The sequence below is a fragment of the Sphingomonas sp. 2R-10 genome (assembly GCF_030062225.1).
GTDB lineage: Bacteria > Pseudomonadota > Alphaproteobacteria > Sphingomonadales > Sphingomonadaceae > Sphingomonas.
On sequence record NZ_JASCXF010000014.1, the window covers coordinates 39,904 to 60,640 of the forward strand.

At 62.5% G+C, this 20,737-nt stretch carries 17 protein-coding genes; 8 read left to right on the plus strand and 9 right to left on the minus strand.

All coding sequences use genetic code 11. The annotated features are described in order from the left end of the window. Positions 1 to 77: 77 nt before the first annotated feature. From QLH51_RS08205 to QLH51_RS08245, 9 genes are read right to left on the minus strand one after another with little or no spacing between them, the layout of a single operon-like run. Positions 78 to 1,109: a glycosyltransferase family 2 protein gene (locus tag QLH51_RS08205; protein ID WP_283514498.1), complete on the minus strand. Its 1,032-nt coding sequence runs from the start codon at positions 1,107 to 1,109 to the stop codon at positions 78 to 80. A 1-nt stretch (position 1,110) separates the two neighbouring features. Further along, complete coding sequence (locus QLH51_RS08210) at positions 1,111 to 2,148, minus strand: EpsG family protein (RefSeq protein WP_283514499.1); 1,038 nt, start codon at positions 2,146 to 2,148, stop codon at positions 1,111 to 1,113. Beyond that, positions 2,145 to 3,302 (minus strand): glycosyltransferase family 2 protein, encoded by a 1,158-nt coding sequence (locus QLH51_RS08215; protein WP_283514500.1) that lies wholly within the window; start codon positions 3,300 to 3,302, stop codon positions 2,145 to 2,147. The genes QLH51_RS08210 and QLH51_RS08215 overlap by 4 nt, the downstream gene beginning before the upstream one ends. Continuing rightward, the gene (locus tag QLH51_RS08220) at positions 3,302 to 4,318 is read right to left on the minus strand and encodes a polysaccharide biosynthesis protein (protein ID WP_283514501.1); all 1,017 of its coding nucleotides are present in this window, start codon (positions 4,316 to 4,318) and stop codon (positions 3,302 to 3,304) included. The genes QLH51_RS08215 and QLH51_RS08220 overlap by 1 nt, the downstream gene beginning before the upstream one ends. A 12-nt stretch (positions 4,319 to 4,330) precedes the next feature. After that, positions 4,331 to 5,656: a lipopolysaccharide biosynthesis protein gene (locus QLH51_RS08225; RefSeq protein ID WP_283514502.1), complete on the minus strand. Its 1,326-nt coding sequence runs from the start codon at positions 5,654 to 5,656 to the stop codon at positions 4,331 to 4,333. Then, positions 5,656 to 6,789 (minus strand): DegT/DnrJ/EryC1/StrS family aminotransferase, encoded by a 1,134-nt coding sequence (locus QLH51_RS08230; protein WP_283514503.1) that lies wholly within the window; start codon positions 6,787 to 6,789, stop codon positions 5,656 to 5,658. The genes QLH51_RS08225 and QLH51_RS08230 overlap by 1 nt, the downstream gene beginning before the upstream one ends. Then, positions 6,786 to 7,877: a DegT/DnrJ/EryC1/StrS family aminotransferase gene (locus tag QLH51_RS08235; protein WP_283514504.1), complete on the minus strand. Its 1,092-nt coding sequence runs from the start codon at positions 7,875 to 7,877 to the stop codon at positions 6,786 to 6,788. Before QLH51_RS08235 ends, QLH51_RS08230 begins: the two co-directional genes overlap by 4 nt. An 11-nt stretch (positions 7,878 to 7,888) precedes the next feature. Beyond that, a complete protein-coding gene (locus QLH51_RS08240) occupies positions 7,889 to 8,773 on the minus strand; it encodes an acyltransferase (protein ID WP_283514505.1) in 885 nt (294 codons plus the stop codon). A gap of 39 nt (positions 8,774 to 8,812) precedes the next feature. Beyond that, positions 8,813 to 10,081 carry a sugar transferase gene (locus tag QLH51_RS08245; RefSeq protein WP_283514506.1) on the minus strand — a complete coding sequence of 423 codons (1,269 nt, stop codon included), beginning with the start codon at positions 10,079 to 10,081 and terminating at the stop codon, positions 8,813 to 8,815. 256 nt (positions 10,082 to 10,337) lie between these two features. Between QLH51_RS08245 and QLH51_RS08250 the strand changes: the two genes are divergently transcribed. The 8 genes from QLH51_RS08250 to mqo all read left to right on the plus strand — a co-directional run bounded on the left by QLH51_RS08250 (position 10,338) and on the right by mqo (position 20,580). Next, entirely contained in the window at positions 10,338 to 11,651 is a 1,314-nt protein-coding gene (locus QLH51_RS08250; RefSeq protein ID WP_283514507.1) for an O-antigen ligase family protein, read from the plus strand. A gap of 50 nt (positions 11,652 to 11,701) precedes the next feature. Next, entirely contained in the window at positions 11,702 to 12,415 is a 714-nt protein-coding gene (locus QLH51_RS08255) for a polysaccharide biosynthesis/export family protein (RefSeq protein WP_283514508.1), read from the plus strand. A gap of 14 nt (positions 12,416 to 12,429) precedes the next feature. Further along, positions 12,430 to 14,631 carry a GumC family protein gene (locus tag QLH51_RS08260; RefSeq protein WP_283514509.1) on the plus strand — a complete coding sequence of 734 codons (2,202 nt, stop codon included), beginning with the start codon at positions 12,430 to 12,432 and terminating at the stop codon, positions 14,629 to 14,631. Continuing rightward, positions 14,631 to 15,851 (plus strand): hypothetical protein, encoded by a 1,221-nt coding sequence (locus QLH51_RS08265; protein ID WP_283514510.1) that lies wholly within the window; start codon positions 14,631 to 14,633, stop codon positions 15,849 to 15,851. Before QLH51_RS08260 ends, QLH51_RS08265 begins: the two co-directional genes overlap by 1 nt. 43 nt (positions 15,852 to 15,894) lie before the next feature. Continuing rightward, positions 15,895 to 16,251 carry a hypothetical protein gene (locus tag QLH51_RS08270; protein WP_283514511.1) on the plus strand — a complete coding sequence of 119 codons (357 nt, stop codon included), beginning with the start codon at positions 15,895 to 15,897 and terminating at the stop codon, positions 16,249 to 16,251. A 136-nt stretch (positions 16,252 to 16,387) separates the two neighbouring features. After that, positions 16,388 to 17,302: a replication initiator protein A gene (locus QLH51_RS08275; RefSeq protein ID WP_283514512.1), complete on the plus strand. Its 915-nt coding sequence runs from the start codon at positions 16,388 to 16,390 to the stop codon at positions 17,300 to 17,302. A gap of 447 nt (positions 17,303 to 17,749) precedes the next feature. Next, positions 17,750 to 18,583, plus strand: a complete 834-nt coding sequence (locus QLH51_RS08280) for a helix-turn-helix domain-containing protein (RefSeq protein WP_283514513.1) — start codon at positions 17,750 to 17,752, stop codon at positions 18,581 to 18,583. Positions 18,584 to 18,846: 263 nt separating this feature from the next. Continuing rightward, positions 18,847 to 20,580 (plus strand): malate dehydrogenase (quinone), encoded by a 1,734-nt coding sequence (mqo, locus tag QLH51_RS08285; RefSeq protein ID WP_283514514.1) that lies wholly within the window; start codon positions 18,847 to 18,849, stop codon positions 20,578 to 20,580. Positions 20,581 to 20,737: the final 157 nt, after the last annotated feature.

A 20,737-nucleotide genomic window follows, 5' to 3' on the forward strand; every position in this document is an offset into this window, starting at 1 on the left:
TTCGTTCTCCTTGGACCGTTCATTTCCCTGCCGAAGCGCTTTGCCGGTTCCCGGCGTCGCTGACAATTTTTGCAGGGTCAGTACGGCCCGCGGTTAAAATGCCGTGCGGTCACGGCGAGAAGGCGCTGGACCTTCGGAAGCCGTGCCAGCCAAATCTGCATGCGGACCCGAGCCGGCAATAGCGCCATTGCCCGGGGATCGGTCGCACAGACGGTGAAGCCTGCCTGATCGGCGATGCGACGGCATTCCATCCGTTCGGCCCGGTCGTTGATCCGAAACGCCGCCAAAAGGATCAGATAGGCGAAGAAGCGGGCGACATGGGCATGGAAGGCGGCGATCCGTACTGGATCGGTCTCGCATTCGCAAAACATCCGCCGTTCGAGTTCGATCATCGTTGCAGCATGTTCGAAACTGGTCGTGCTTAGTCCGCGCGAGGTGCTTCCCCGGCGGGTCAGCGCGACATACAGCCGGTCGGGGATGTAGCGTACCGAGCGCGTATGTCGGGCGACATCCCGTGAGAACACCGAATCCTCGAATGCGCGCAGTTCGGGAAAGGTGATGTCGTTGTCGCTCAACAGCGCGCGTCGATAGACCTTGTTGCAGACACTGGTCAGAAAATTGCGGTCCATCATCGCGTCGATGAAGATCGCGTCACCGGTCGAGGCGAATTCGCGATCCGGGCCACGCGCTGCGACGAGTTGGCCCTGATCGTCGCGGAACTCGAGACCGAAGGAGACAATGTCCAGCATAGGATCGGAGAAGAACGGCAGGACGCGGGCCAACAGGTCGGGGGCGATCGTATCGTCGCTATCGACGAACGCGATGTAACGGCCTTGGGCTTGGGCCAACCCGAGATTGCGGGCCGACCCTTGCCCGCCGTTGGGTTTGGCAAAGACGCGCAACCGCGCATCCTGCCGTGCGATGGCCCGCAGGATGTCCAAGCTATCATCGGACGAGCCATCGTCGACCGCTACAACCTCGAGATCGGGTAGACTTTGATCGAGAATGCTGCGGATGCAGCCTTCGAGATAGGCCGCCATGTTATACACCGGAACGATGACGCTGAGTGTGGGGGGGGGCGCAGAATGCTGTACCGGTGGCAGGCTCATGTCAGCCCTTCAGTTCACTTTGGAAATAAAAGGGATTGAACGGCGAAAAGCCACCGGTGTCCTCGCGAAAGTTGGACAGGCGCGATACCGAACACAGCATGAGGGTCACCAGCAAGGATCCGGTAAGCAAGCGTTGGCCGCTCAGTTGCACGGCCGAGCGACGGACGGACATGGCGACGAACAAATAGAGCAGGAACACGAACAGGGTCTGGAAGCGCAATCCAGCATAGTAGAAACGAGCAAGACCGAACGAGGCAAGCTGCATGCCAAGAATTGCAAACATAGGGAATTTGCTCGCAACGATCGGACGATCGGAATAACGGATCGCAACTACAACCCCGACCGTGGCGGCCAGCGGAACGATACCTGACAGTCCCCCCAATCCTACGGCATCAGTATTCTGCGATATCTTATCTTCGAGATAGCTGCCGAACACAACCAGGATAGCGACCATCCCTAGCGCTGCGCCGATAAAGGTCTTGATCCGGACCTCCATCAATGCCCACAGACCGACGACGAGCAGCACCGACGATATTTGTATGCTGGTGGCGATGATCCCGCACAGGATGAATACTCGCAGGCTGCCCCGTGCGAACGCAGCCGCGCCCAAGGCGACGATCGCGAACGCCAAGCCATAGCGCAGGCCGTTGATCGACATGTCGATCAGGAAGAACGGCATGATGATCGTCAGGAACAGGAGCGGCGAACGTTCAAGGAGCAGACCGGCGGACAGCATGATGATCGCCGTGGCGCTGCCCAGAACAATCAACACGTCGAGCGAGTCCCGAAAGACCCAGTTCAGCACCTCGACCAGCAAGGTAAATCCCGGTTCGAAACTAGAGGCCAGCATACCCTGATAGCGGATGATGTCGAAGCTCTGGACATAATTCGCGCTGTCGGTTCCGACCATGCCCCGGCCCGCGATCAGTACGAACATCGGAATGAAGGCAAGAATCGTTGCGACCCGCATCTTGTCGAGCAGCAATCCTGCCGCCACCGATAGGATAAGGATGGCATAGCAGATGTAATAGGGAGTCATGTTCTGTAGAAATCCGGCTTTGGTCCGGCCGCAATGATGCCATCGGAGACTTTCGCCGCCGCCGCAATCGTATCGACGCCGGCAATCCGTTCGTCCTTCGTCACCGCGAAGCGAACCGTCAGCCGCCGCCATACCCGGCCCAGCGCCCATCCTGCTTCGGCGACGGTGCCCGCGGTCAGCGTGGCGACGAGTGCCGGCAGTGATTTCTCACGGACGAAGTTGCGCATCGCCTGGAAGGTGAAGCTCCAATAGGGACGATAATATAGCAGACACTGTGCATAGAGCCGCCCCCAGTTCGGCTTGACCGGCGGATCGAGCTTGATCTGCTCAAGCGCACGGATCAGCGAATAGCCCCATACCGTCGGCACGCTATAGAATTCGGGAACCAGCGGATGCCAGACGAGGTCGCGGAACGGACGGATATGGGCATTGTCGCGCAAGGCCCCGACATGGCGGCCGGCAGCGCTCTGTCCGGCGGTACTCGCGCCCGACGCACCCAGGATGACCGCCGGAAAGTCGATATCCAGCGTCTTTCGTGCATGCGTCGCGATCAGCGCCGCCGAATAGATGTCCGGGCTGACCCCGCCGAACAAGGCGCCGTGCTGCGCCACGATCCGTTCGATCAGCGGCCGCGCGACCAGTCCGCAATAGGCGCGCGGCATGTCGAAGACGCCGTGCCCGACCTTGTTTGCCGCCTCGCGCAACGCGGCATGGGTATCAAGCGTCCGTACCTGCCCCGAATACCCACTGATCCAGACCGTGCCCGAATAGGCTTCGGGGTTGCTGCGATGAAGATAGTCGGGCCAGTAGAACAGGATCGGAAAGGCGAAGCGCACCGCATCGGCGTCTAGAACCTGTGCGCGTCGCGCGATGTCCACGATCTCCGGTGCGACCAGATCATCGTCGCCGATGAAGCAGACATAGTCGCCGGTCGCGTGGGACAGGGCGATGTTGAAATTGTCCACGACGCTGATTCCGGGCGTGGGACGCACCACCTTCAGGCGGGGATGCACGATCGCATCCCACGGATTTTCCGCGCTCGTGTCGGACACGATCAGTTCGATGTCGTCGCCCATTGCGAGGATCGTCTCGACGGTTCCCTCCGCATAGCGGAACCGCTCATGCGTGGGGATGATGAGCGAGAGCGCAGGCATCAGCGGTTGGCCAGTGCGTTCTGCACATAAGGCAGCGTCAGCAGTGTCTGCTTCACTTCGGCGACCGTCAGGCGCTGCGTGTTGTGCGAGGTATAATCGTCGACCAGATTGGCCTGCGGCGAGCCTTCGGAGATGAACACCTCATAGTTCAGATCGCGATTGTCCGCCGGGATGCGCCAGTAGCGGTCCATGTCGTCGGCCTTGGCCATCTCCTCGCGCGAGACGAGCGATTCATACAGTTTCTCGCCATGGCGCGTGCCGATGATGCGAACCCGCTCCGGCACGTCGAACAGCTCGCACAGGGCGGTCGCCAGATCGCCGATGGTGCAGGCCGGAGCCTTCTGGACGAAGGTGTCGCCCTGCGCGCCATGCGCAAAGGCGTGCAGGACCAGGTCGACCGATTCCTCCAGCGACATCAAGAAGCGCGTCATCGCCGGATCGGTAATGCCCAGTTCCTGTCCCGCCTTGATGCGTTCGATGAACAGCGGAATGACCGACCCTCGCGAGGCCATCACATTGCCGTAGCGCGTCGCGCACAGCACCGGATCGTTCGCGCTCATCGTGCGCGAGCGCGCAACCAGCACCTTTTCGGCCATTGCCTTGGAGATGCCCATCGCGTTGATGGGATAGACCGCCTTGTCGGTGCTCAGCAGCACCAGCCGCTGTACACCGTTCGACAGCGCGGCATTGATGACGTTTTCAGTGCCGATCACGTTGGTGCGCACTGCTTCCATCGGATAGAATTCGCACGACGGCACCTGTTTGAGCGCTGCGGCGTGGAAGACGTAGTCGACGCCGCGCATCGCCATATTGATCGATTCCGGGCTGCGCGTATCGCCTATGACGAAGCGCACCCGGTCGTTCTGCAGCGCAACGCGCATGTTTTCCTGCTTCAGCTCGTCGCGCGAGAAGATTACGATCTGGCCAACATCGGATGACAGGAAGCGACTGAGCACGGTCTTGCCGAAGGAGCCAGTGCCCCCCGTGATCATCAGGGTTTTGCCTTGAAACATCATGTCACCAATAGGTTAAGGTTGAGGAGCAGGGGCGGGCTCCGGTTGGTCGGCGCTCCCGTTAGCAAGACAGCCCGCGATCGCAAACGGATTGGCGAAGCACGGCTCAATGCGCGCCGCGCGCCACCACAGCACGGCCGCGGCGAGCGCATGGTAAAGCGCATAGGCGATGCATACACCGGTGATCGCATCGTGCGCAGCAAGCCAGGCGGTGGCTGACAACACCGCCACCGCCATCATGCACGACATTGCCGCCATCGCGCGATAGTCGCGTCGCGTCACCAGCACGATCGCCGGGATCAGCCCCAGCGCACCAATCGCCGCACCGGGCATCAGCAGCGTGACGTACCGTATCACCGCGGCCTGCTGCGGCGAGCCCTGCAGCCACAGCGGCACCAGCCAGGGAGCGGCAAAGCCCAGTGCGATCCCCGGTAACACAGCCAGCAGGAGGATTGCCAGCACCAGCCGCGCGATCCAGCGCTGTGCATCCATGGTACGGCGCGCGTCGAGCGCGGCGATCAGCCGCGGCTGCACGAATTGCGACGCGGGGCTGGCGAGGAAGGTGATCGGCACCAGCGACAGCGTCGAGGCGAGGAAATAAGGGCCGGTGTCGACCGGTGAGGCGAGCGCCGAGAGCAGCACCTTATCGAGTTGCATCGCGCATGCCCCAGCGATCGAATAGACCATTACCGCCACGCTCGTCACCTGCACCGCGCGGGGTCTTGCCGGAGTGGCGGGATCGGTGCGGCGCCGGCGTGCGAAGGCGAAGCGCGAAACCGCCAGCATCAGCGCCGCCCCGGCCACCTGCCCCGCGACAAACACCGCCACCGTCCCGCCGAGTGCGAGCACCGCGACCAGCGAGATACTGTGGCGCAGCAGCAGGCTTGTGAACTGGACCAATGTCGAAACGACGAAACGCTGCCGCGCGATGTAGCCGATGACGACCAGATTCTGCCACACGATCAGCAGCAGCGACACGCAAGTCAGCAGCGCGACGGGGACGGGCACCGGCAGCAGGCCGGTTGCCGCCAGCGCGGTCGCCCCGGCGGTCACCGCCAGATAGAGTTTCAGCAGCACGCGCTCGCTGCGCTGCATGAGCGCGCGTCGGGCGCACTCGCTGCCAAGCACCGGAAATTCGCGCGCGATGGTGATCGACAGGCCGAGGTCGAGCACCACTGCCAGCGTCTGCAGCGCGATGATTGTCGCTGCCAGCCCGAATTGCGCGGGCGACATGACGCGGCTCAGCCACGGCAGCACGACCAGCCCGAGCGCGGCCACGCCGATCCGTCCACCATACAGCACGGCCATCGGCAGCAGGCGTCGGACCGTTGCGGGTAGCATCAGGCGCGCGCCTCCATTACATCCGCGATGGTCTCCGCGATCCCGGCGATCGCCGTATCGTCAAGCCACCAGCCGCACGGGATCGCCAGCATTTCCGCCTCCAGCACCATCGTGCCGGGCAGGTCGTGCGGTGGGGTGCCGAAACCGCTGTAATGATGGTTGGGATAATGCAGCTTCGAACACAGTACACCTCGCGCCTTGAGCGCGCGCATTGCCGTGTCGCGGTCGGCGAGGCGGATCAGCCAGGTCCAGTAGACCGGTTCCGCGCCGGGTCGCGCGGCGATCGGCACGAGCGGCAGGTCATGCGTCCGCTCCGCCAGCATCGCGACGTTATGCCGCGAGCGGGCGATGCGATGGTCGACATCGGCGAGACTCGCGAGCGCGAGCGTCGCGTGGATATTATCGAGCGACGAAGAGGTGCCGATCTCGGGCACGTCGAGCCGCGGATCGATCTCGCCATCGCCGTCGCGGAAGCGCGCAGTGTCAATGCCGAAGCGGCGCAGGCGGCGCGCGTGATCTGCATCTTGCGCGCGCGCGCATAGCAGTATCCCGCCGTCGATTCCGTTCACCTGCCTGTTCGCATAGAGCGAGAAGACCGCGAAATCGCCGGCCATCCCCACATCCTGCCCGTTGCTGCATGCGCCGAAGGCGTTGTTGACGTCCTCGATCAGCGGCAGACCATGATCGTCGCACAAGGTCCGCAACGTCGCGAGATCGGCCGGATAGCCGGACACATGATAGGCCACCACCGCCTTCGTCCGCGCGGTGATGCGTGTGCGCGCCTGATCGATGTCGAACGTCGCGGTCGCCGGATCGACATCGACCCAGGCAACGTCGGCGCCGATCATCGCGATTGCCGAATTCGACGACATGCAGTTGAAGGCGAGCGAGAGTACCTCGTCGCCTTGGCGCACCCCGGCAAGCCGCAGCGCCATCACCAGCGCATGCGTCATGTCGCCCACCGCGACCGCGTAGCGACCGGGATGGCGTGCGGCGATCGCCTGTTCAAGCTGCCCCACCGCTGGCCCCGCAGCGAGCTGCCCCAGTCGGAACGGGTCGGTCAGCGTCGTCAGCGCGCTGTCGGGCAGGCGGCAGTCGAAGAGTTGGGCGGGCGGCGGCGCTGGCGCCTTCATCGTGCAGCCTCCGTCACGATATCGACGATCCGCTGGCGATCGGCGTCGCTCACCCACCAGCCGCACGGCACATGCAGCAACCGGCCATAGAAATGATCAAGCCCCGGCATCGACCCGGCATAGGGCGCCAGCACGCTGTGCAGATGGTTGGGGCGATGCAGCTTCGACGCGGTGATCCCGGCCTCGACCAGCGCCGCCTCGACCGCCGCTGCATCATCGCATAACAGGGTATAGAGCCAGTAGCTCGGTTCGCTGTCGGCCGCGACATGGGCCGGCATGGCGCCGGGGGTCTGCGCGAAGGCGCGGTCGTAAAAGCGGCCGTTCTCGATATGCCGTGCGATCGCCTCACCGATCGTCGGCAGCTGGTGCCGGCCGACGACCGCGGTGACGTTGTTCATGTTATATTTGAAGCCCGGTGTCGTGATATCGACCTCGGTGCGCGGCACGCCCTTGCGCAGCCCGAACCAGCGCAGCCGACGCGCCAGATCCAGCCTGGCTGGATCCCGCAGCGCCAGCATCCCGCCATCCACGCTGGTCATGTGCTTGATCGCTTGGAACGAGAAGATCGCCGCGTCGCCGATCGTGCCGACCGGAACCCCGGCGATCCGCGCGCCCAGCGCATGCGCGCAATCCTCGATCAGCGCGATGCCGTGGCGGTCGGCGATCGCGCGCAGTGCCGTCATGTCGGCGGGATAGCCGGCGTAGTGGACTACGCAGATCGCTTTGGTCGCTGGCGTGATCGCGCGTTCGACCGCGGCGGGGGCGAGGTTGCCGGTATCCGGCTCGACATCGGCGAACACCGGGCGCGCGCCGATCTGCAGGATCGTCGTGTTGGTCGGCTCCGCAGTCATCGCAGTCGTGATCACCTCGTCGCCAGGACTGACGCCGCAGACGAGAAATGCGACGTGCAGCGCGCCAGTACCGCTCGACATGGCCAGCACATTCGGCAGGCCGAACTGTTCGGCGAACTCACGCTCGAAGGCATAGACCTCCTCGCCCTCGGCGATCATCCCGCCGTACAGAACGCGTTCCAGCGCGGGCATCAGTTGCTCGCGTGGCGGCATCCGAACCTTGACGAGTGGGATCATGAAGATGTTACCTATTGCACAGAAATGTTATCATGAGCGAAAAAGCGTGCCTTGTTGCCGGAAAGATACTTCAACACTCGGCGTTCAGCCGAACTGAAGGTCTTCACATAGCGCTTCGTTTCGATGCAGCATGAAGTATCCGATTTGTCATCAGCCACATGCTTCTCGAACCGATCGGCATCGCGGTAGAAAAATATTCTGCTAGAACCGTCTAGCGTAACCGTCACCACACCATCGGCATGATTGGTGACGATCACGGCGCCGTCAGCAAAGGGTGCCGCGCGCAGCCAGCCTTCCAACATCACGAATTTTTCTTCCAAGGACACATCGCGATAGAAACTGACTCCGTCCTTAGGCTTGGCAGGCATGCCCGCTAACACTGACTGTGGTGGACAACTCTTGATGATATTGGAGCCGGCCAATGCGACGGTCCGACGGCCGATCCGCACGCCAGAACCGACCGTGCATGTGCCGACCAACCAGACATCGGATTCGATGTGGGTCGGCGTCTCGGCAAAAAGCGTACAGCCTTCGATCTGTTCGCCAGCCGCGACATGCGTCCACAGTTGCGAAAACATACCGACCCGAACGCCATTTTCTATCGTAATGCCGCCAGTGCCATCGATAACGGTATTTTGGCCAAACCAGCAATGTTCCCCGATAGTGACGCCAGCTTTTGAAAAAACTTTCGTGTCATTGTGCAATGTGGACCAGTCGCCAATCGACACGTGGCCTCCCTCGATAATCATCTTCACGTTGTCGCCTAGCGTAACGTAATCAGCGATTGTCACTGATCCCTTACCTATGAAGATAATTTGGACATCTCGACCGATCGAACATGATTCACCGAGCGTAACGTTTCCGTTATCTACGTTGACGATGTCAATATTGTTCATGTGATCCCTCGTAATATCGTGAAGCGGCCTATCATTGTCCTACCGCGCGCCGAATCCCGTCAGCATCGTTCTCACGGTACGCGCCACGATCAGTAGGTCGATCCACGGTGAGAAATGCTTGATGTAGTAAAAATCGTAGTGAAGCTTGCTTTTCACTTCCTCCACCTCAGCAACATGGCCCTGGTTGACCTGTGCCCAGCCAGTGATCCCTGGCCGCACGATGTGGCGATAGGGATAGAAGGGAATTTCCTTCTCGTACCAGCGCGAAAGGACTTCGGCTTCCGGACGCGGGCCGATCCAGCTCATCTCGCCCTTTATGACATTGAGCAACTGGGGCAGTTCGTCGAGCCGGCTCTGGCGCAGGAACCCGCCAGGGCGGGTCACGCGCATGTCGCCGTCCTTGGTCTTCGCAGCGTCTAGCAGGTCACCAGTTCCCGCCGGTACATGAGTCATCGTGCGGAACTTGAATACACGGAATGGACGCCCCTGATATCCGATCCGAACCTGACGGAAGAGAATGGGACCCGGCGATGTAAACCGTACCACCAGTGCAATCACGATCAGTAACGGCATCAGCAGGACGACAGCGGTCAACGCGCACACTACGTCCATGAAATGCTTCGCGCGCATATAGGATCGTAGCGGGGATAACGTGCCAAAGCTGTTTTCGGACAAATGCTCGAGCTCGACCTTGCCGCTCAACGACTCCAGTAAGTGTTTGAAGTGATAGACAGGCAGATCGCTCAGCGCACACGCCGCAAGGCGACGATCCCATGCGTCGGAAATGTCCGCTCGCAAGTCGACGGCAATGGCATGCAGATGGGATACGTCATCAAGTGGATCGGTTAGTAGAAACCACTGTATATTGTCCACATCGGGCGGTATCGTATATTGTCCTTCGGGAATGATCCCGATACACATACGTCTCCGTCGCCCGGCAAGGGCAATAGAAAAAAATACTACAATATTGCATATGAAGCTTGTCGTCAGCAGTATGCGGCTATACTCAAATCGACCAAGGATGAATATTGCGATAAGTGCGGCATATGCAATCGCGAAACTCGGTACGATATATGCGCTTGCTTCCACGCCAGGATATTTACTTACACCGCGAAAAAAGAATATGCCTGCGATACTTGCAATGGTGCATCCGATTAAAGTGTCGAATAGAAGTTTATCGCTGTGTGGACCGTTGGGTACAAGCTGTAGGACGCAGAGATATTGCACCAGAAGAGCGATTGCTCCGAACACGATCTGAGCGCTTTTGCTATCCAGCAGCGAAAGTTTGACGACGGTCTTTTCTTGCATGGTAACCGTCTTTGGAGCCTAGGGTAATGTCCGGGTATGGACAGCCTGTCGAGCGTGACATTGCCTTCTGAATATGGCCTATAGAAACGAAGCGCTGGATCGTAAATAGTTGGCAAAATGGCTCTGCCCGTACCGGATCAGGGCTGGAATGCTGCGCATAAGGTTCCGTTCGGAGCGCGTTTGTCCTAGACGAAGCGGCGATATGAAATCACGTCCCTCAACCGCCTTAATGGCAAAGCCCTCGTTTTCGTTTTCGATGCTGTTGCTGCTGATTGCCGCTTTGTGGCTGGCTGGCGGTGCGTCGCGGGCGGATGCTTCAGGTCAGATAGTCGTCCGCGTCGCCGCATGGGCGGCCATGTGCGCAGCCGCCTTGTTCGGTGCCCCCCCCCGGCTGTCCGAAGAGCGGCCGATCGTTCTGCTGTTGGGTGCGGCGGTCCTGCTGGCGGTGATGCAGTTGGTGCCGCTGCCGCCTGCGCTGTGGCAGGCCTTGCCCGGTCACGCGCTTGCAAGCGAAGCGGCGACCATCAGCGGGCAATCTCAACCTTGGCGGCCATGGGCAATCGTTCCTGGCGCGGCATGGAACGCACTTTCGTCGCTAGCCATACCAGTAGCGATCTTGTTGCTGACGACCGGCAGCCGACCCGAAGAGCGCCGGTTGCTCCCGAGCATAATGCTGTTCCTGATTTGCGTATCCGCCTTTCTGGGGCTGTTGCAGTTTTCCGGAAAGGTTTTCACGAACCCGTTCGTCAACGACACGATGGGTCAGGTTAGTGCGACCTTTGCCAATCGCAATCACTTTGCTCTCTTCGTTGCCTTCGGTTGCGCAATCGCGCCGGCCTGGACGTTTCTGGGAGGCAGAAGGCCGGGATGGCGTGGGCCGGTGACATTGGGTTTGCTGCCGATCTTCCTATTGATCATCTTGGCAAGTGGATCGCGTGCCGGCATGCTCGCCGGCCTGGTTGGATTGGCGGCAGGGCTGGCAATGGCCTGGCGGCCGCTTCGACAGGAACTGGGGCGTCGGCCGCCTTGGGTTGGCTGGGCGTTGGTCGGCGGGTTCGTCGCGGCGATCATCCTGTTGACGGCACTGAGCATCGCGGCGGACCGCGCCGTATCGATTAGCCGGGCGCTGACGCTCGACAACGGGCATGATATGCGTCAGCGGGGGTTGCCTACCGTCATCGAGATGCTTGGGTCGTATTTTCCGGTCGGGTCGGGGGCGGGCGGATTTGATCCGATGTTCAGAATGAACGAGCCGTTTGATCTTCTGAAGATTACCTACTTCAACCATGCGCATAACGACTATCTGGAAATTATGCTGGATGCCGGAATAGCAGGTTTGCTTGTCCTGATATGTGCAATCGGATGGTGGCTATGGAAAAGCATTCACGCATGGCGGCAGGTCGAAATGTTGCCTCGGCTCGGATCGATCCTGCTTATGCTGGTGCTGATCGCCAGTATGTTCGACTATCCTGCGCGTACCCCACTCGTCATGGCGACGATGGTGATTGCGGGCATCTGGCTGAACGGGACACGCGATTTGGTACGTCCAGCTTTACCCGTCCAAGGGTAGCACCTATAGGCCGCGATCATTCTTTCATCGTTCCAGGAAATCTCGGGTAGATGCGTTATCTTATTCTCGCCCTGCTCACGGCAGCGACTGGCCTCGCGGGCTGTGCCGGTCGGCCGGAGCTGGTATCGACCGAGCGCCTGACCGTCGTCAAGGATACGAGCGCATTCCCCGCTCCCAATCGTAGTGATTTGACCGTCGCCGACCGGCCTTCGTTGATTGGGCCGCTCGATACGATCCAAGTGGATGTGTTCAACGTTCCCGATCTCAGTCGCGAAGTGCAGGTTGATGCAAGTGGGCGTATCTCGATGCCGCTTGCCGGGACCATTCCCGCCAGCGGCAAGACGGCAACCGAATTGGCAACTGCCATCGAGACGGCGTTGCGCGCGCGGTATGTGCGTCAGCCCGAAGTGACGGTAAACATCAAGAATTCTGTGAGCCAGGTCGTGACGATCGACGGTCAGGTCGTCGAGCCGGGCCTGTACCCGGTAACCAATCAGATGACGCTGATGCGCGCCATAGCGTCGGCCAAGGGAATGTCGGAATTCGCACGCGCGGACGACGTCGTGATCCTGCGGACGGTCGACGGACGCAAGATGGCAGGACTGTACAACATGACGGCGATCCGCCGCGGTGCGTACGACGATCCTGCGATTTATGCCAATGACGTGATCGTCGTCGGTGATTCACCGCAGCGTCGCATGTTCCGCGATTTCATTTCGCTTGCTCCGCTTTTGGCTGCGCCGCTCGTAGCCATTCTGCAATAGAGTTCTCATTTGCCATGAACGATATCGTACTCCCCTTGCCCAACCACGCGGCAGTGCCCGGCATAACGTCCGTGCACGAGCAAGGGCGAATGCCGCTGATCCGGCAATATATGCGGATCGCGGCGCGCTGGCGCTATGTCATCATCGGCGCGGTCGTAGCCTCCGTCCTGTTGGGGCTCGTCGCAACTTTGCTGATGACCCCAAAGTATACCGCTATCTCCACGATCGAGATTTCGCGCGAAGCCAGCCAGGTTACCGATTTTCAGGGAGTCGAGCGCGAAACCAGCGTTGCCGACCAGGAATTCTATCAGACGCAATATGGTTTGTTGCGATCGCGCACACTATCCGAGCGGGTGGCAATGCAGCTGCGCTTGGTTGACGATCCAAAATTTTACGAGATGTTCGGTTTTACCAGCGATCATCCTGGTTTTCAGCTCACCAATGGTCGTTTTTCGGCGTCGGGACGCGATGTGCGTCAGCGTGCAGCAGGCGAAATCCTGCTGAAAAACTTCTCGCTGTCGCCGACCCGACTGTCGCGTCTCGTCGATGTTGGCTTCACCAGCCCCGATCCCGCGCTATCCGCACGGATCGCCAATGCGTGGGCGGAAAATTTCATCCAACTCAATCTCGAGCGCAAAGTCCAAGCTACTTCTTACGGTCGTAATTTGCTTCAGCGACAGTTGGCGCAGTTGAAGGAGCGCCTTGACACGTCGCAACGTCAACTCGTCGCCTATGCATCGGCGCAACAAATTATCAACCTCCCGTCGCAAGGCAGCGATGGACGTGGTGTCACTGAACGGTCGATCGTCGTGGACGACCTTGCGGCGCTGAACGCCGCTTTGTCGCAAGCGACTGCGGACCGCATTCAGATGGAAGCGCGCTACGCGCAGGCAGGTAGCGGCGGCGGTTCGACAGAGGCGTTGCGCAACCAGGCAATCAACAGCCTGCGTCAACGGCGTGCCGAACTGGCAGCCGAATATCAGCGACTGATGATACAGTTCGAACCGGAATATCCTGCCGCGCGAGCGATACAGTCGCAACTGACCCAGCTTGACCGGTCGATTACGCGCGAGGAAAACCGCGTTTCGGGATCCCTGCGGGCCGATTATCTCGAAGCGCAGCAGCGTGAGGCTGCATTGCAGAGCAAAGTCAATCAGTTGAAGGAAAGCTATCTCGACATACGCCGGCGTAGCATCCAGTATAATATCTATCAGCAGGAAGTTGATACTAATCGTGCGCTGTACGATGGGCTGCTACAGCGTTTCAAGGAGATTGGTGTTGCCGGTGGAGTAGGTGTGAACAACATCTCCGTCGTCGATCCTGCTGATATTCCAAGCGTTCCATCAAGTCCGAAGTTGCTGATTAATCTCGCGATAGCTCTACTCGTTGGTCTGCTTCTCGGAGCGGGGATCGCCATTGCGCTCGAACAGATCGACGAAGCGATCGCTGATCCGACAGAGGTCGAACGTCGTCTCGGACTGTCAATGCTGGGCCCGGTGCCCAAGGTCAACGACGTCACGCCGAAGGAGGCACTGCTCGATCGCAAGTCCGATCTGGTCGATGCCTATCTCGCGATCCAGACCAACCTCGCCTTCACCACCGAACATGGCGTGCCGCGGTCGCTGTCGGTCACCTCGACCCGCCCGGCCGAGGGCAAGTCGACGACCGCGCTGGCGCTGGCCACCATGCTGGCGCGCAGCGGCAAGCGGGTGATTCTGGTCGATGGCGACATGCGTTCGCCGTCGGTCCATCATCTGGGTGGGGTGAGCCACGACCATGGCCTCAGCAACTTCCTCGCCGGGCAGGACGATATCGCGCCGCTGACCTTCGACATGGCCGATCTGGGCTTCACTGCCATGTCGGCCGGGCCGATCCCGCCCAATGCGGCCGAGCTGCTGACCGGCAACCGCCTGTCGCTGCTGATCGAGCGGCTGCACGAGCATTTCGACCATGTCGTGATCGACAGCCCGCCCGTCATGGGTCTGGCCGACGCGCCGCTGATCGCGAGCCGGGTCGAGGGCGTCGTCTATGCGGTGGAATCGCACGGTATCCGCTCGACGCTGGTCAAGACTGCACTCGCCCGGCTCGCTGCGGCTAATGCGCATATCCTCGGTGGCGTGCTGACCAAGTTCGAGGCGCGCAAGGCACATTACGGCTATGGCTATGAATATGGCTATGGCTACGGCCGCGACAAAGCCGCTGAGGCCAAGGGCTGATGTCGAAGCGTCGTGCTACCCGTCCCAGGCGGTCGCCGATCGAGTGGGGGGTGCGCGGCGCGCTGGCAGTAGCCGCGGCGGGATTGGGCTATCTCTCGGTCACGCATTCCGTGGCCTATATGATCCGCGGCAGCGCACCGGCGCGGGCGCATGCGCTGGCGCCGTGGGACGGGCGGATCACGGCATTGCTGTCCGAGCAGTTGTCGGGACCGGGGGCGAGCGCTGCCGATCGCAAGCGTGCCGACGATCTGGCCCGGCTCGCGTTGCGACAGGATCCGACGGCGGTACCGGCCGTTGCGACGCTCGGCATCAACGCGCAGGTACGCGGCGATACGGCGGCGGCGCGACGCATCTTCGCCTATTCGGAAACGCTGTCGCGACGCGACTTGCGTACGCGGCTCTGGGCGATCGAGGATGCGGTCGGACGGAATGATATTCCCGGTGTGCTGCGCAATTACGACATTGCGCTGCGCACTTCGCGGATAGCGCCGGACCTGTTGTTTCCGGTATTGGCGTCGGCGATCACCGATGCCGAAATTCGGCAGGCGCTGGTCACGACTTTGGCAAAGCGGCCGATGTGGAGCGACCAGTTCATCGGGTTCGTATCGGGCAATGGTCCCGACGTACGGGCGACGGCGAGCCTGTTCGAGGCGCTCCATCGTCGGGGGATCGCTCTTCCGGCAGGGGCGCCGGTCGTGCTGATCGGGCGCCTGCTCGCTGAAGGGCATGTCGACGATGCATGGCGCTTCTACGCCACGCTCACGCCGGGCGTCGATCGGCGCATCGCACGCGATCCGGGGTTCACTGCCAATTTGACGTCGCCGACGCCGTTCGACTGGGCTCCGATCACCGACAGCGGCGTATCGGCGACGATCCAGCGGGGGGAACAGGGCGGAATCTTCGATTTCGCTGTGCCGCCTAATCTCGGTGGTCCGTTGCTGCGTCAGACGCAGCTATTGTCCCCGGGCGACTATAGGATCGAGGGGCGCAGCATCGGCATCGAGCAGGCGACCGATGCGCTGCCCTACTGGACGCTGACTTGCGCTGAAGGGCGCGAACTCGGCCGCGTGACGGTGCCGAATGGCCGTTTCGCCGGCCGCTTCACCGTGCCGACGGGATGTCCGGTCCAGCAATTGCTGCTGGTCGCACGTCCTTCGGAAAGCCTGTCGGGGTTGACCGGACAGATTGACGATGTCCGCCTGCGGCCGGCGGGGCGTTGAGGGCCCTATGCGGCCACCGGGCAATCGCGCTATGATCGCGGCAATGCGTATTGCTCCGCTCCTCCTGATCCTGTCTGCTGCCCCTGTCGCGGCGCAGGATCGCTATCAGGACGATACCCCGCAACAGCCTGCGCCCGTCCAGCAATCGCTTCCCGAAACCCGCCAGGGCGAAACCGCGCGATCCGCTGCTGGCCAGGCCGGGCAGCGCCAGACGCGCGACCAACTGGCCGCCGAAGCCGGCATCGAACCGATGTCGCGGATTAATGGGCGGATTCAGAACCGGGTGCAGACGCGGATACGCAACCGGATCGACCGGTATTACGACCCGCAGGCCAATGCCGCCTCGCCGTTCGCGGTCGCCGGCGACCAGGCGCGCGCCGCCGGGCGGCCGCGGCGGTGACCCCTTGGGCGGGCGGCATCGCCCGTCCGGCCATTTCCTACTCGAAAGCACGAATGGGCCATGTGCCCGACCGTAGCGCTGGCAGGACAGGCCCGGTTTTCCATCGCATCTTCGTGCTTTCGAGTAGGAAAGCCCCATGAGCCGCAAGCCTCCCGCGCCCCGCGCCCCCGCCCGTCCGCAGGGCGATCTGTTCCGGCTCGACAGCCCGCTGACCGCCGAGATCCGCGGCGAGCGGTCGCTGATGGCGTTTCCGTTCTTCGCGCTCGCCAAGAATGCGTGGATGAAGCCGCTGACCTACCAGACAAATACCGTGTCGATCGAAGTACGCCCGTCAGCCAGCGGCGTCGCGACGATCTATGACAAGGAGATCGTGCTGTATATCGCCAGTCTGATGTCGGCGAAGATCGAGATCGGCGAGAATGTGACGCAGGACTTCATCTTCACCGCGCACGATCTGTTCACGGTCACTGGCGCCAATCACTCGGCGCGGTCGTACGGACGACTGTCGGAGGCGCTGGAACGACTGCAGGGCACGCAGATCAAGACCAATATCGAGGCGGGCGGCGAGGGCGAGGAAGGCTTCTTCTCGTGGCTGTCCGAGGCCAAGCTGCACTATTCGCGCACCCGCGGCGGCGAGCGGCGGCTGAAAGCGGTCAAGGTGCGGCTGTGCGACTGGCTGTTCCGCGCGATCCTGCTCGACCGCCACGTGCTCGACTATGCCGCGGCCTATTTCCAGCTCGGACCGATCGAACGGCGCATCTATGAGGTCGCGCGCTCGAGCGGCGAGGAGCGGTTGGAGACCGACCTCGCGACCTTCCGGCTGCAGATCGGCTATCAGAATCCGCTCGCCAATTTCCGCAATGCTTTGAAGCAGATAGCGGCATCGGACAGCATTCCCGACTATCGGCTCGAGCTGATCGAGCAGGAGATGGAAGCGACCGACGCCCCGCGGCGCGGGCGGCGCAGCGCACCGGTGCAGGTGGTGCTGACCCGGCGGCCGCCGCTGCTTGGCAGCGATGATTCGGGGCCAGGCGAATCACCCGCCGGCTGAGCACGGCATTTCCTACCCGAAAGCACGAATTTCCGCCGGTAATTGCTACCCGAAAGCACGAATCGGCGGCACCATTCCTACCCGAAAGCACGAATCCGACGCGGGAAATTGCGCCGAAACGAACATAATTGTGCCTTTCCTACTCGAAAGCACGAACCGGGAACGCTTCCGATGTTGGATTTCATCTGCAAAGGTCGGTCGATCGGCAGCGGTGCCGGAAGCACGTCGGCAGCGGGGCCGGCACAGGGAATGGCCGTGACCACATAAAGGAAAGCCCGGCACGAAGGCCGGGCGTCCCAAGGGTTTCTGGACGACGTCGCCAAACGTCGCAGCATCAACAACAGTGCGTTCCAGATACCCCCGATCGCTTGCCGGTTCAAGGACGCGCGCTTCGCGCCACGCCCCTTTTTTGCGAAAATGGTCCCGGCCCCGGACAAGGGGACGACGATGGCGCTCATCCTGAGCGAAGCCTTGGCGCGCATGGTGGATCCGGCGCGCGCGGATGCGGGACGCACCGCACGGGCACGCAGCGGCGGGGTGCATCGCACCGGCGCACCGGTGCGCCGCGGCAGCGTCGAGGCAGGCAGCGTCGAGGACAGCTTCTTCGCGGTCCCGGCCAAGGGCGAGACCGACCGGCTGCTGCGCGCCGCGCGCGCCGCGCTCGACGCCGGGCGGCGGGTGCGCCGCGATGCGCGCGCGCAGGGGCGGTTGCTCAGCGCCGACGAGACGGTGCTGGCCGCGCTCACCGCCGGCGCGGTGCGCGTGTTCGAGGAGTTGTGCACGCTCGCCCGGCTGAACGCGGGCCGGGTGTTCCCGACCTACGACCATCTGGCGAAGGCGACCGCGCTCGGCCGTGCCACCGTCGCCCGCGCGCTGGCGGCGTTGGAGGCGGCCGGGTTCCTCGTGCGCCAGCGCCGCTTCTGCCGCACCACCGGCGCGGGGCCGCGCTATCGCCAGACGTCGAATATCTACCGCCCGCTGCTGCCGGGCCGGCTGCTGCGTTTCCTGCCGCGGCGGTTCCGCCCGGCGCCGCTGCCGTGCGATGCCGCGGCCCATCACGCCGAACAGGCCGCCGAGCTGGCGGCGATGCGCGCGACGCTCAGCTGCCGCGAACTGGCCGAGGCGACGCTGGGCGGCGCGCTCGGCCGGGTCCTCGCGTCGCTGGGCGCAGCGATCGATCGTGCCGCGTGCGAGTCTCATGGCGATCCGCAACCGCTTACGGAGTCATTATTCAGGACGACAAATGTCGTCGGCCTCACCGGCCGACGGCGTCCAGCCTGACGGCCAACAAGCACAAGCGCGATGGCTCAAACCCACGACACCCTTGCCGCTCCTGCGGGACGCACCGGCTGAAGCCGCTGCGATGCTCTCCGGCGAGAGCAGGCGGAGCCGTGGGTGGCCCGAACGTTACATAGCATTGCCCGGAAACGGCGGATTTGCGTCGGATCGGGTCATCGTATAACGCGTAGAACATGAGGATTTCCGGCGCGGTTCGAACCGAACACGGCGTATCCGCGCGCCCATCTTCCTGACGGACCCGTTCCATGCAAGCTCCCACTGCCCCCGCCCCGCGCCGGCATCGCCGGCGCAAGACCAAGATCGTGCTCGGCATCCTCGGCCTGCTGCTGTTCTGCATCATCGCTTTCCTGTTCCGCCCGATGGCCTCGCCGCCCGGACCCGCCCCGGCGGAGGATCAACCGCTCGACGTGGCGGTGATCGGCGGCGGGGTGATGAGCGTCACGCTCGCCACCTATCTCCAGGAGCTGGAGCCCAACTGGCGCGTCGCGATGTTCGAACGCCTGGGCGGCGTGGCCGAGGAAAGCTCGAACGGGTGGAACAATGCCGGCACCGGCCATTCGGGCTTCGCCGAGCTGAACTACACGCCCGAGAACGCGGACGGGTCGATCGACACGACCAAGGCGGTGCAGATCGCCGAACAGTTCGAGGTCGCGCGCCAGTTCTGGGCGCATGAGGTGAAGACCGGGCGTCTGGGCGCACCGAACGGCTTCATCAACCCGACGCCGCATATGAGCTTCGTATGGGGCGACGCCAATATCGACTATCTGCGCCGTCGCCAGGCGGCGCTGGTCAGGAACCGGCTCTTCTACGGCATGGAATTCACCCGGGACCGCTCGCGCATCGCCGCATGGGCGCCGCTGGTGATGGAGGGGCGCGATCCGGCACAGAAGATCGCCGCGACCTATATGCCGATCGGCACCGACGTGAACTGGGGGGTAATCACCAACCAGCTGGCCAACGCGTTAAAGCGCAACCCCAATTTCAGCCTGCAACTGCGCCATGAGGTGCGGGGCATCCGCCGCGGCGCCGACGGCATCTGGAACGTGACGGTCCGCAACCTCGCCGACAACAGCGACCGCACGGTGCGCGCGCGCTTCGTGTTCATCGGTGCGGGCGGCGCGTCGCTCAAGCTGTTGCAGATGTCGGGCATCCCCGAGGCGAAGGACTATGGCGGCTTCCCCGTCGGCGGCCAGTTCCTCGCGTTCGAGGCCCCGGCGCTGACCGCGCGCCACGATGTGAAGGTCTATGGCAAGGCGGAGGCCGGATCGCCGCCGATGTCGGTGCCGCATCTCGACGCGCGCAAGCTCGACGGCAAGTCGGTGATCCTGTTCGGGCCGTTCGCGCTGCAAAGCACGAAGTTCCTGAAGAACGGGTCGTGGCAGGACCTGTTCAACAGCGTGTACAAGGACAATGTCGGGCCGATGATGGCGGTCGGCGCGGAAAATGCCGAGCTGGTGAAGTATCTGGTCCAACAGGCGATGCTGACCGACAAGGACCGTCAGGCCGAACTGGTGAAGTATTTCCCGAACGCCAAACGCGGCGACTGGAAGCTGGTCACCGCCGGACAGCGGGTGCAGATCATCAAGCGCGACCCGAAAAAGGGACCGGTGCTGCAGTTCGGGACCGAGATCGTCACCGACAGGCAGGGCAGCATCGCCGCGCTGCTCGGCGCGTCGCCCGGTGCCTCGACCTCGCCCGCGATCATGCTCGACGTGCTGAAAAAGGCGTTCCCGCAGCGCTTCGCCAGCATCTGGACCCCGAAGATCGAGGCGATGATCCCGTCCTATGGCCGGACGCTCAACGACGATCCGGGCTTCACCAACCGGATCCGGCGGATGACCAGCGAGACGCTGAAGCTGCCGTTCGTCGAGGTCCCGGCCGATGTCCGCGCCACCCCGGCGGGCGCGCGGGTCCCGGCCGCGGTGCCGACAGCGACCCGGCCCGGGCGCAGCCTGAACCGCGAACAGCAGGCGATGTGACCAAGGGGCTGGAGCATGGCGGCACAAGGCGAAACCGTTCGTCCTGAGTAGCCATTGAGCTTGTCGAAATGGCGTATCGAAGGACCGACACAGGTGCTTCGATACGGGCCTTCGACTTCGGTGCACAGCACCGAAGCCTGTCCAGAGCGCCTGCCGC